The sequence below is a fragment of the Priestia sp. YIM B13489 genome (assembly GCF_042787645.1).
GTDB classification, from domain to species: domain Bacteria; phylum Bacillota; class Bacilli; order Bacillales; family Bacillaceae_H; genus Priestia; species Priestia megaterium.
In genome coordinates, this window is sequence record NZ_JBHZOQ010000053.1 from 1,266,820 (window position 1) to 1,279,127 (window position 12,308).

Annotated in this window: 14 protein-coding genes and 1 riboswitch; of the genes, 8 read left to right on the plus strand and 6 right to left on the minus strand. The window is 37.7% G+C overall.

The features are described 5' to 3' along the window. Positions 1 to 165 precede the first annotated feature (165 nt). The 4 genes from ACFX4W_RS12340 (at position 166) to ACFX4W_RS12355 (ending at position 2,833) form a co-directional block, all read left to right on the plus strand. Complete coding sequence (locus tag ACFX4W_RS12340) at positions 166 to 744, plus strand: GNAT family N-acetyltransferase (protein ID WP_280559612.1); 579 nt, start codon at positions 166 to 168, stop codon at positions 742 to 744. Positions 745 to 900: 156 nt separating this feature from the next. Beyond that, positions 901 to 1,230, plus strand: a complete 330-nt coding sequence (locus ACFX4W_RS12345; protein ID WP_013057038.1) for a PadR family transcriptional regulator — start codon at positions 901 to 903, stop codon at positions 1,228 to 1,230. 18 nt (positions 1,231 to 1,248) lie between these two features. After that, a complete protein-coding gene (locus tag ACFX4W_RS12350; protein ID WP_043982459.1) occupies positions 1,249 to 1,968 on the plus strand; it encodes a pentapeptide repeat-containing protein in 720 nt (239 codons plus the stop codon). Positions 1,969 to 2,146: 178 nt separating this feature from the next. Next, entirely contained in the window at positions 2,147 to 2,833 is a 687-nt protein-coding gene (locus ACFX4W_RS12355) for an O-methyltransferase (RefSeq protein ID WP_043982461.1), read from the plus strand. A gap of 186 nt (positions 2,834 to 3,019) precedes the next feature. On the opposite strand, the gene ACFX4W_RS12360 is transcribed toward ACFX4W_RS12355, so the two are convergent. The 6 genes from ACFX4W_RS12360 to ACFX4W_RS12385 all read right to left on the minus strand — a co-directional run bounded on the left by ACFX4W_RS12360 (position 3,020) and on the right by ACFX4W_RS12385 (position 8,227). Next, entirely contained in the window at positions 3,020 to 3,931 is a 912-nt protein-coding gene (locus ACFX4W_RS12360) for a LysR family transcriptional regulator (RefSeq protein WP_165575130.1), read from the minus strand. A gap of 136 nt (positions 3,932 to 4,067) precedes the next feature. Next, positions 4,068 to 4,253, minus strand: coding sequence for a hypothetical protein (locus ACFX4W_RS12365; RefSeq protein WP_043982464.1), 186 nt, complete (start codon positions 4,251 to 4,253; stop codon positions 4,068 to 4,070). A gap of 150 nt (positions 4,254 to 4,403) precedes the next feature. Then, entirely contained in the window at positions 4,404 to 4,538 is a 135-nt protein-coding gene (locus ACFX4W_RS12370; RefSeq protein WP_013057043.1) for a hypothetical protein, read from the minus strand. A 138-nt stretch (positions 4,539 to 4,676) separates the two neighbouring features. Then, a complete protein-coding gene (locus ACFX4W_RS12375) occupies positions 4,677 to 5,939 on the minus strand; it encodes a dicarboxylate/amino acid:cation symporter (protein WP_013057044.1) in 1,263 nt (420 codons plus the stop codon). A 52-nt stretch (positions 5,940 to 5,991) separates the two neighbouring features. Beyond that, on the minus strand, positions 5,992 to 7,320 hold the full coding sequence (gene lysA, locus ACFX4W_RS12380; protein WP_165575129.1) for a diaminopimelate decarboxylase: 1,329 nt from the start codon (positions 7,318 to 7,320) through the stop codon (positions 5,992 to 5,994). Positions 7,321 to 7,465: 145 nt separating this feature from the next. Beyond that, a riboswitch (Lysine riboswitch) is annotated at positions 7,466 to 7,648 on the minus strand. Positions 7,649 to 7,714: 66 nt separating this feature from the next. Then, positions 7,715 to 8,227: a CBO0543 family protein gene (locus ACFX4W_RS12385; protein WP_043982468.1), complete on the minus strand. Its 513-nt coding sequence runs from the start codon at positions 8,225 to 8,227 to the stop codon at positions 7,715 to 7,717. A gap of 335 nt (positions 8,228 to 8,562) precedes the next feature. Between ACFX4W_RS12385 and ACFX4W_RS12390 the strand changes: the two genes are divergently transcribed. From ACFX4W_RS12390 to ACFX4W_RS12405, 4 genes are all read left to right on the plus strand, one after another. Beyond that, positions 8,563 to 9,681: an NAD(P)/FAD-dependent oxidoreductase gene (locus ACFX4W_RS12390; RefSeq protein ID WP_043982469.1), complete on the plus strand. Its 1,119-nt coding sequence runs from the start codon at positions 8,563 to 8,565 to the stop codon at positions 9,679 to 9,681. A 73-nt stretch (positions 9,682 to 9,754) separates the two neighbouring features. After that, complete coding sequence (locus ACFX4W_RS12395; protein ID WP_043982470.1) at positions 9,755 to 10,069, plus strand: YckD family protein; 315 nt, start codon at positions 9,755 to 9,757, stop codon at positions 10,067 to 10,069. Positions 10,070 to 10,230: 161 nt separating this feature from the next. After that, a complete protein-coding gene (locus ACFX4W_RS12400) occupies positions 10,231 to 11,955 on the plus strand; it encodes a PAS domain-containing sensor histidine kinase (RefSeq protein ID WP_043982471.1) in 1,725 nt (574 codons plus the stop codon). Positions 11,956 to 12,041: 86 nt separating this feature from the next. Continuing rightward, on the plus strand, positions 12,042 to 12,305 hold the full coding sequence (locus ACFX4W_RS12405) for a DUF1292 domain-containing protein (RefSeq protein ID WP_013057050.1): 264 nt from the start codon (positions 12,042 to 12,044) through the stop codon (positions 12,303 to 12,305). The last annotated feature ends 3 nt before the right edge of the window (positions 12,306 to 12,308 follow it).

A 12,308-nucleotide genomic window follows, 5' to 3' on the forward strand; every position in this document is an offset into this window, starting at 1 on the left:
AGCAGAATCCATATTATAAAAAAGTACGAGAACTCAAAGTTTCTCGTGCTTTTTTATTGGAAAAACAGTAGAGAGAGAAAAGGATTATCAACATAGATTGATAAATAATAAATAATAATGGTAAAGCTTCATATTCTGCCGTGAAATAACAAGGAGGAATGAACATTGCATCATATTGAAATAAGAAGACCAAAAATAGAAGACCGCGCAGAACTCCACGAGCTTTTTAACGAAGTAATCACAGATACCTTTCATAAAGAGGGTCTATCTGAAATGGTGAACAATATACAAATAGAAATTGAAAGTAAAGAACAATATTTAAAAAGTGACCTTGATAGCGGTGGAAAACATCGATTCTTTTGGCTCGGAATAGATACGTGCACCAATAAGATTATTGGCTGTATTGAATATGGTCCTGCTAGTGAATTAATTACGGCGTGTACAAAAGGAGAGCTGCAAGGATGGATTGAAATCGGCACAGTTTTTGTTCATCCAAAGTACCAAAGAAAAGGTGTAGGAACACTGCTTTTACATACTATGCTGCTTACACTTCAAAGCAGAGAAATTAAAGAAATTTGTTTGGACAGCGGATACAAAAATGCTCAGGAAGTATGGAAAAACATATTTGGAATCCCTGATTATTTAGTAAAAGATTACTGGAGCAAGGGGTATCACCACATGGTTTGGAAAATATCAGCAGAAAGTACGCCGATAGTATTTAAGCTCAGCTATAACGAAGAATAAGATGTCTCCTAGAAAATAGCCGGTACGTTTCTACCGGCTATTTTCTCCTGTTAAGCTGTTTACATATGTGCAATTATATATTAGTGTATCTTATTAAATATAATACCTTGACTGTCATAGTAATATGATTTAAATTATACATAAAGAGGTGATACTTTGGTATATGCAAAAATGTCTTCAGATTTACTTCGGGGACATACAGATACAATGATTTTAAAATTACTTCTCAGCGGTGATAAGTATGGGTATGAAATTAGTAAGCTTATTTATACCTACTCTAAAGAGCAGTATGAATTAAAAGAAGCCACAATGTATTCAAGCTTGAAGCGCCTTGAAAAAGACGGCCATATTCTTTCTTACTGGGGAGATGCTGTACAAGGCGGCCGCAGAAAATATTATAAAATTACAGAACAAGGAAAAAGCGTATATAAACAAAATAAAGAAAATTGGGAGCAAGCGAAAAAAATTATTGATTTATTGTTGTGAGAAAGGATGATGTTATAAATGAACGAAAAAATAAAAAATCATGTGCATAACATTTTGGCTCCTTATCAGGATGTAGAAAATGTTCAAGATCTAGAAGAAGAACTATCACAGAACTTGCAGGAAAAATTTACAGATTACAAAAAAGACGGGCATAATGAAGAACAGGCTTATTATATGACAATCAATTCTATCGGTGATATTACAGAACTGATTCAATCAATGAATGTAGAAACAAAGGAATTAAAGCAAACCGTCCCTATGGATTTTTCAAAGACCGAGCTTACAAAATCTGATTTTCGTTCTGTATCGGTGTATAAAGGGAAATTTAATGCCAGTAATTTGAATGAATCTGATTTTAGCTACGCAGATCTTACGGACAGCATGTTTAAAAGCAGCAATTTAACGAAAGCAATATTTCATCACGTTAATTTAACAGGCGTACAATTTAAATGGGCAAATTTTAAACAGGCCAGTTTTAAAGACTGTATCTATGACAACACGTACTTTAAGCAATGTAATTTAACAGACATTGTATTTGACGAAGAAACATTTAACGGAACAATCTTTGAAGGAACATCATTAAAAAAAGCCTCATTTCGCCACGCAACTTTGCTAAATGTACAGTTCCGAGGATCAGATTTAAAGAAATCTGATTTTGAAGGTGCAAAAATGGATAAATTGACATATAACTTTTTAAAAAGTGCCAAAATAGATCTTAGTAAAGTTACGATTATTTAAAGATAAAAAAGACCTCTCTGAAGGTCTTTTTTTATGGACATATAGCAATTCTTTTTAAGAGCGAGCAGGATAGTTTATTAGAAAGCTAGAACACATTCATAATACGAACGATTACGGCAACAAGGTGGATATGAGAAAAACATATTCGTATCTTTGAATAATAAAGCTTTTATCACTTATGTGGAGGAGTATGGAAATGTCTATATATGAAATTTGGAATGAAGTGGATCTTTATATGAATGATAAGCTTATACAACCTGACCCTGTTCTTGATGAGGTATTGAAGGCAAATCAAGAGGCTGGATTACCTGCCATCGACGTATCGCCTAATCAAGGAAAGTTTCTGCATTTGTTAGCTTCATTAAAAGGAGCTAAACGCATTTTGGAAATTGGTACTCTTGGAGGGTACAGCACGATTTGGCTAGCCAGAGCTCTTCCGAAAGACGGACAGCTGATTACGCTCGAATTAAGCGCTCAGCATGCAGAAGTAGCAAGAGCTAATTTAAAAAGAGCGGGAGTAAGCCACTTAGTAGAAGTCATTGTCGGCCCCGGGCTTGATACATTAGCTGTATTAAAGGATAAGGGAACAGAGCCGTTTGATCTTATCTTTCTTGATGCTGACAAGCCGAATAACCCAAATTACTTAAAGTGGGCTCTAGAATTATCGAAAAGAGGAAGTACGATTATTTGTGATAATGTTGTTCGTCAAGGGCATGTGGTGAACTCAGAAAGTGAAGATGAAAATGTAAAGGGAATTCGCCAATTTATGAATGCTCTGGCTCAAGAAAAACGAATAAGCGCCACGGCTATACAAACTGTTGGAAGCAAAGGCTATGATGGATTCATTGTAGGGGTTGTTGAATGATAAAACTTTATTACACCTAAAAAGAAACGGAGACATAACGAAACTCATCCAATCAACAGCTAGAAGCAAATACATACATGAAACCTGCGTTCATCATCATCCTAAAAAAATCCGAATGAGCTGGATTCTCGACCAAACTCGTTCGGATTGTCCTTCAACTAACATACTTTTGTTCCAAACTCTTTTTTAAAGGAGCCCCAATTTATCTGTCATTTGTTTTTCGGTTAAAAAATTAATCAATTCTCGTACAGCGAATGAACTGTAGCGTTCTTTTAACATAATAATTCCAAGTTCCCACATCATTTCAGGATCTGCAATAGGTACGGTAGTAATATTGGGATCTTTCACTTTGGCATAAAGCGATTCGGGTAAAATAGCAATACCTAGTTCTGCCGCTGTTAATTCAATAATTAAATCCCATTGAGAACTTTTATACGCTATAGAAGGCACAAAACCTGATTTTAAAGCATCTTGAATTAACCGGTCGTGCAGCGTAAATTCTTCACTGAACATAATGAATTTTTCATGCTCCAATTCTTTCATCCAGACGGAAGAACGTTTTGCTAAAGGATGGTTTCTATGCGCGTATAAAAGAAATCTCTCCTTAACGAACGGGTATACGTGAAAATGCTCATCATGGCCGCTTGTAAGAGGAAGCATAACAATCCCCATATCTACACCAGCCTCTTCCACAAGTGCTTCAATTTTTTTTGCTCCAAATTCAATAAGCTTTAGAGATACTTTAGGGTATTGTTCATTAAATGCTTTTGCAATCTTCGGGAAAAACAAGGTCCCGATGAGCGGAGGGACTCCCATCTTGATTTGCCCTGTTTGCAAGTTCATTAAATCTCCCAACAAGTGAGGCATGTCTTTTAACACCGACAGAGCTTTAGTTGCCTGATGATACACGACTTCTCCTGCATCGGTTAGCTTTAATTCTCTTGTTGAACGATCAAGAAGCTCAAATCCTAGTTCATTTTCTACTTTTTTGACGGCTTTACTTAAAGCCGTTTGTGACAAGTGAACTTGCAGCGCTGCCTTTGTAAAATTTTTATGATTCGCTACCTCTATAAAGTATTCTAAGTCTCTGATTTCCATGTGAAACTCCATTTCTGCAAACTGCTTATCCTTTTTCTTTACTCTTTATTTTAACCACTAAATTATTTACTGTAAATGCGCTGATTAAAAAGGGGGAGGATATATCCAATGAATAAAAACAGGGAAAGGAAATGAGCTAAAGTTTCTGTCGAAATTGATTTATAAAACGAATAATCTTTTTATAGAGAAAAATAGATTTTGCTACTAGCTGATGAGGGATATAAAGACTTTTGTATGTGCGTTCGGGTAAAAATGCAAAACTTATCAAAATAACTGAAAGTCCAAAGGCTGCAGCTGTAATCTCTAGCCAAGAAAACACCATGTCATTCCTCCTTTTACAAACCTATTAATAGAATATGTAAAAGTTCGAAAGGAGGTTGTACGATAGCCCCATAACGAGCAGGGGTATGAAGTTCTCTCTAAAAATAAAATGACGTTAAAGAACGCAGGCGCTGCGCTCTTTAACGTCATTTTATTTTCGTTCTTCAGCTTGATGCTCTTGTTTGTTTTGCTCAGTAAGACGTTTTTGATGAGCTTTTGTTTCTGCGCTTACGTGATTCGCATCATTCGGTTGATTTTTCTTTGAACCTCCTGCAGCGTTACTCATTAGACGACACCTCCAGTCCGGTTATGAAACATACCTTTAGAATGTGCGTATGTACAGACTTTATACACCGCTATCGATATTACTGCACACGAAAAAAGCAAAGGGAGAGTCACTAAGACTGTTCCCTTTGCTTTTTTACTAAGCGACTTTATCGGTGGTGATAATTTTGTTAATCCAGTCTTTTCCTTCTGTAAACCTTGTAACAAGCATCGCTGTTACTGTATTTCCCGTACTGTTTAAAAGCGTAGCAGGGGCGTCAATAATTGTGGAAATGACCGCGATAATGGGCAGAACTTCTGGCGAAAATCCGTAAATTGTAATGATTAACATTTCGCCAATCATACCGCCTCCAGGGATTGCTCCCATTACGGCTCCAACTAAAAAGGCTACGCCTAAAATGCTCAAAATACTCGTAGCAGACGTCATATCTTTGCCAAACAAACTGAATAAGAAAACAATCTTTAGAATACCACCGATAACAGAACCATCTTTATGCGTGTTTGCTCCTAGTGGAATCACTGTTTCAGCAATATCCAGCGGCACACCCATTTTCTTTGTTGCATCTAAATTGACTGGAATAGATGCAGCAGAAGAACAGGTAGCAATAGCGGTGATAGAAGGAGCAGCTGCATTTTTCCAAAACAGCTTAATTCCTGCTTTACCGCCAGCAATCCATGCATATAGCGTAAAGAAACCGAAATAGTAAACGATTGCAATTAATAAATAAAGAATAAATGCTCTAGCGTACCCTTGTAAGATCTTTGGTCCAAGTTCTCCTACTACAGTAGCGAAATAGCATCCTAAACCAATTGGGGCATAGTACATCACAATTTTAACAACCTTCATCGATACTTCTTGACCCGAAGTCAGAAATTTCGCCATAGGCTGTCCTTTTTCGCCAGCCATCGTTGTAGCAATACCGAAAATAACGGCAAAGACAATTAATTGTAAAATGTGCTCTTTCGAAAATAACTGAACAAAATCAGGTACAGTAAATGTACTAACAAGCTGAGTTAAAAGCGTCATTTTTTCAGCTGTATTTTCACTGTCACCCATCAATTCTTTAATGGCAGAAGTATCTACATTATGTAGCGGATTGTAAAGTGATGCGCCTAAAAAGCCTAAAACGGCTGAAACAGCAGCAGTGGCGATAAACACAACGGCGATACCTAGCATAATTTTACCAAGACGCTTCATTTCATTCATGTTTGCGATCGCCGAAGCCACACTAAAAAAGACAAGGGGAACGATAATCATGAACATTAAATTAAGAAACAAATCACCAAAGGGCTTTACGACTGCCACATCCGGCCCGATAGCATATCCTGCTATCCCGCCAATTAAAATAGCGAGAAGCAGAATAAGCGATGATCTGTACGTTTTAAATACACTTAAAACCATAGTTAGATTTCCTCCAAACAACAATAGCTTCTTTACTACGCAAGAACAGCTATTATTTGCTCATTGCATACGTAGTAACGACTGGCTTTACATCTTTACGCACCAAATCTTCGTATGTTTCTCGCTCTACAGCAAGACGAGCTTCTCCATTTTTTACAAATACAACAGCAGGGCGCGGAATACGGTTGTAATTGCTAGCCATTGAATAGTTGTAGGCACCTGTAGAGGACACTGCTAATAAATCTCCTTGATTAACGCGCGGTAAATCAATATCCCAAATAAGCATATCTCCTGATTCACAGCATTTACCCGCAATTGATACTGTTTCATCTTTTTTATCCGTCACTCTATTAGCCAAGACAGCTTCATGTTTTGCATCGTAAAGAGCAGGACGGATATTATCAGTCATACCGCCGTCAATTCCTACGTATTTTCGTACACCTGGAATCTCCTTCGTTGATCCAATTGTATAAAGCGTTGTACCTGCTTCTCCTACGATGCTTCTTCCAGGCTCAATCCAGACTTCTGGAAGGGTATAATTCTGTTCAGTTAACGTGCGGCTTAGCTTTTCTGTCAGTGCATCTACATAATACTCAACTGGAAGAGGAGAGTCGCTTTCGGTATAACGAATACCAAAACCACCACCTACGTTTAAAACTTTTACTTCAAATTCCATTTTATCACGAATGCTGACTAAGAAATCAGTTAAAATATCAATGGCGCGAGAAAAACCATCTACTTCAAAAATTTGCGAACCAATATGACAATGAATGCCTAAAAGATCGTAGTAAGGCTTTTCTAACGCAGAACTTACCGCTTTCATGGCTTGGTCATTGGAAAGACCAAATCCAAACTTGGAGTCTTCCTGTCCGGTCATAATATATTCATGTGTATGGGCTTCAATTCCTGGAGTAACACGCAGAAGAATAGATGCTTTCTGTTTGCGCTCAGCTGCTAAGGCATGCAAAACTTCAAGTTCGGTAAAGTTATCAACAACAAAACAGCCAATATTCGCATCAAGAGCCATTTCCATTTCTTCAATCGTTTTATTATTGCCGTGAAAATGAATGCGTTCAGCTGGATATCCAGCTTCAAGCGCTGTAAATAATTCGCCTCCTGAGACCACATCTAGTGACATATCAAGCTTCGTTAAAAGGCTAGCCATTTCCATACAAAGAAATGCTTTCCCTGCATAGGCGATTTGATATGAAAATCCGCTTCTTCGAAAGGCTGAATGGAAGGCCTTGCATTTCGTTTCAATTAATTCTTGATCGTAGATGTATAGGGGAGTGCCGTATTGTTTTTTCAGTTCGACCGTATCGCACTGCCCAATTTCTAAATGATTGCTGCTGTTAATTTTACTCGTTCCATGTAAGTACATAATCCGTATCCCTCCATTTAAATCATTCAACTATAACTTTGAACTTTGATGGTCAGTAGAAAAACACAAAAAAGACCCGTGAAGTGATGTTCACGCGTCTTGGTTTCATAATAATAAAGTATTATTACATTCTAGGCATCAACATCTCTTCAATAGCTCTCCACAAACCAAATGGTTTGTGACAGCTCAGCATTTATTCAATACTGAACCAGTATATGAACACAATGGATGTTTATATACTTCGGCACGAAATCCCTTTTACTTATCTTCACAGACTCCATTAGTCTCCAATAAGTGACTCTTGATTTCATGCACCTCTATTCTCAGAGAGGAAAATTATATTTAAATGTAATTCCTATTATATTTCCTTTTCCTCCGTCTAGTCAATGAAAAGTTAAGGCATAGGAATATCAAAAAAAATAAATAAGAAAGCTATGAAGCTTCCAGATAGAATCCAAGCGACCAGTGCTGTCTTCTGATGAATGACTAAAAGTGAGAACGTGGCAATGTTGAAGAGAAAAGAACACAGCAGCGACCATCCATAATGATGAGTGATACTGTGATTAACATAAGCAATGAACTCAATCACAGTAAATAAAAGCGCCCACAAAAGAATCCACCACAGCCTGCCGCTTACATGCAGCGGCAGCCTTCCTAAAAAAACCGGTATAACAAACGGATAAATAATTAAAGTTATTCCAAGGGAAACCATTAGGTGATCGGGTAGAAAAAGGTGATCAATACCTACAGGGTGAAATACCCATACGCGGTGATGAAACAGCAGCACTTCATAAAGCAAATTCCCTGTGACCCAAAACAGCAAAGTAGGATAGTATTCTTGATACCTTCGCCACTTGCCAAATAGTAAACCAAGAATGATGAAAAATAATACAAATGAAGATTGCATACGCTCTCCTTAAAATAATGGTTATTTCTTTTTATTTACATATTATAGTGGTTTTATTCTTTCATTTTTTTATTCAGAAACTATAATAAAAAAGCGGTAAGCGCAGTGTTAAATATGGGTGATCACTATTTGTGGTTTGCTTCATCTCACCATAATTCCCGTAAAAGAACTTATTGCGCTTTTGTTTACAATGAAAGGAGCTATATGTCAAAGTCAGCAAGATTCAAAAATAAGCTCAAGATAGCTTCGCCTAGTATGTGACTTCTTTTTTTGCTATGCTAAAGTTGCGTACATATAGCATGAGAATATTAGAAGAAAGAAAAGGGTGTTTTGGTATGAAAACATACATCGTAGTTGGAGCTGGGGTACTTGGAGCTTCTACAGCATATCATTTAGCAAAAGCAGGAGCAGATGTGACATTGATAGATCGCAAGGATGCAGGTCAAGCTACTGATGCAGCAGCAGGAATTGTTTGCCCATGGCTTTCGCAGCGTCGAAATAAAGCATGGTACCGCTTGGCAAAAGGCGGCGCTAAGTACTATCAAACATTAATTCAGCAATTAGAAGAAGATGGAGAAACGGATACGGGATATAAGCGAGTAGGAGCAATTAGCTTACATACTGATGAGCAAAAGCTTAAAAAAATGGAAGAAAGAGCATATAAGCGTCGGGAAGAAGCTCCTGAAATAGGCGAGATTACACGTTTATCCGCTAAAGAAACACAGGCTTTGTTTCCGGTTCTTTCAGAAGAATACAGTTCAGTTCATATTAGTGGAGCCGCTCGCGTTAACGGAAGAGCTCTTCGAAACGCACTTGTGAATGCAGCGAAGAAAAACGGTGCAAAAATAATAGAAGGAAACGCAGAACTACTTTATGAAAATAATCAAGTAACGGGCGTTTCCGTAAATGGACAAACCCTTCTAGCAAGTACAACAATCGTAACGGCAGGAGCGTGGGCAAATCAATTACTAGAGCCTCTTGGAGTGAAATTTTTAGCAAGCTTTCAAAAAGCGCAAATTGTCCACTTGCATCTCCCTGATGTAGATACAAAAGACTGGCCCGTTGTGATGCCTCCAAGCGATCAATATATTCTTTCATTTGAACAAGGTCAAATTGTCATTGGAGCAACACATGAAAACGACACGGGCTATGATTTGAGAGTAACTGCTGGGGGGATGCATGAGATTTTTTCAAAGGCCTTATCAATTGCTCCCGGCTTAACAGAAAGCACAGTCTTAGAAACAAGGGTAGGGTTTCGACCATTTACTCCAGGATTCTTGCCAGTCATTGGAGCTCTTCCGGCTTACGAAGGAATACTAGTAGCGAATGGTCTCGGAGCTTCAGGCTTAACGTCGGGTCCTTATCTTGGTTCAGAGCTTGCTAAATTAGCACTTGAAATGGAAATGGAAATTGATCTTAGCGACTATGATGTAGGAGGAGCTATCGAGTCTTAAGCAAACAGAATGAATGAAAACAAATAGAAGTTCGCAAACTATAACTACTATATGATGAAAGGAAGTAGATTGTTTGCGAAAGATTATGATAAGTGCAGCAGCAGCTTTTTTATTTATGAGCGCGACGCCTGTATTAGCGGAAAATAATCCTCAGCCAGAAACAAAAGACGTGCAGTTGACGTCTGAGCAAAAGCAGGAACTGTCCGTGCTGTACAAAGAAATGCTAGCAAAAAAGAAAGAAATACTTTCAAAATATGTGGAGTACGGGGTGCTAAGCAAAACGGAGAGTCAAAACATTTCTTCACATATGGAAAATCGCTATCAGCATATGGAGCAAAATGGTTTTGTGCCAAAGCGACACTGTCATAAAATGCATCATTCAAAGTAATTCCTATTCACATAAAAAAGCGCCTTTACAGGCGTTTTTTTTATGTGAATGAATGGAAAATATCCGCTTCTTTATCTAGTAAATTCTAAAATCCTCATGTAAAATTAAGAGAATGAGAACGAGTAGGAAAGATGTTAGTGAGGGGTAGGTAAATATGAACGATGAACAAAAATAAAAAAATAGTCCGATTACATGCAGAAAATCATTCAGCTGAGGCGCTAGGAATCATATTTGCTTACAAACAAAAAGATGACCATCTTGTTTACAGTATGTATCAAGGTGAAAGCGTTCATGACCAAAAAATACCTCTAGAAGAATGGGTCTCGTATGAGCATTTTTTCGAAGCACTAAACAAAAAGAAAAAGCTTATGTACGAGCTTCAAATAAATGATAAACGCTATGTAGTAAACTTAACCCCTTTATCTTACACAGAAAAGCCTGAAATTATGGGACATTGCGTGAATATAACTAGTTATCAGGAGAAAAAAGAACAGGTTCAGCCTTTTATTTATCATAACGCAGATGCTGTTGCTGTCGTTGACTTAGAAGGGAAAACGCTTCAAGTGAACCCTGCGTTTGAGAATACATTTGGCTGGACGTTTGAAGAAATTCATCAAAAGCCTCTTCCGATTATACCTTCGTTTTTAAAGGAGCCAGTGTGCGAACTTCATAAGACCATTCAATCAGGTGAATCGAAAACGGAATTTGAGACGGTCAGACAGCATAAAGACGGTCATTTAATTAATGTAAGCGTCACACTCTTCCGCGTTGAAAATATGAATGATTGGCCGCTATGCATTGCTTTTGTCTATCGAGATATAACATCACGCAAGCAGGCTGAAACGGCTTTAAAAGAAAGCGAAGAACGTTACCGAAGCTTGATTGAGTTATCGCCGGAAGCGATTATCGTTCATAGTGAAGGGAAAATTGATTACATCAACCCTTCAGGAGCCAAAGCGCTAGGATACAAAAGTCCTCAAGACGTATTAGGAGCTTGTGTTTATCAGTTTGTTCACCCTGATTACTATGATGTGGTAAAACAGCGAATTTATCGAATGAAAACAGAAAATAAATCTGTAGACCTACAGGAAGAAAAGTTTATTCATAAAGACGGTCATACGATTGATGCCGAAACCATTGCCTTTCCTATTCCCTATATGGGAAAGCAGGCCATTCAAGTTTTGTTTCGTGATATTACAGAACGTAAAAAAACTGAAAAATTGCTGCGTGAATCCGCTCAGCTTTCCTTAGTCGGACAGTTAGCGGCTGGTATAGCTCACGAAATTCGAAACCCTCTGACGGCGGTAAAAGGATTTATGCAGTTATTAAGAGAAACGAGCGGTCAGCCTTACTATGTAGAAATGATAAATCGTGAGTTAGATAGAATTGAATTGATTACCGATGAGTTCTTGAGTCTTGCAAAGCCTCAGGCGAAAACCTACAAAGACAAACATGTCCAAGATATTTTAGAGAATACTTTAAAGCTAGCTGAGGTGCAGGGGATTACAGAGAAAATTCACGTAAAAAAAGAAATTGATCTTCATCTTCCTCTCGTATTATGCGAAGAAAATCAGTTGAAACAGGTGTTTAGCAATATATTTAAAAATGCAGTCGAATCTATGCCAAGTGGAGGAACCGTAACGATTCAACTAAAAAGATTTAATCAGGAGAACCTTGTTATCCGGTTTAGCGACGAGGGGCCAGGCATCACGCAGGAAAGAATGCAGCATTTAGGAAAACCTTTTTATAGTACCAAAGAGAAAGGAACGGGGCTTGGACTGATGGTGTGCTATAAGATCATTCGAGAACATAGAGGAGAAATTAACTTTGTAAGTGAACTTGGAAAAGGAACTACCGTAGACATTCTTTTGCCTTTTAAAAAATAGATTCTACTTTTATAAGCATGAAACCTTTTCTAAAGGGGAATACATGTTAGTGAACGAATAATGAGGTTAAAATAGGAGGGAATAAGATGGAACGCATTGAAACGGGAGAGATTTTTACAATTTTAGACGAAAATGATCAAGAGCAAGATATTGAAGTGCTTGGAAAAATGACGATTGAAGGGCACGATTATATTGCTGTTGCGTTTGTGGAAGAAGTTTTAATTGAAACAGAAGAAGAAATTGATGTTTTCTTTTTGAAAATTGAAGATGATGGTGAATGGTCTTCAATTGAAGATGACGATGAATTTGAAAAGGTATCAGCCGTATTTGAGGAAATGACATCCGCGTAAAAA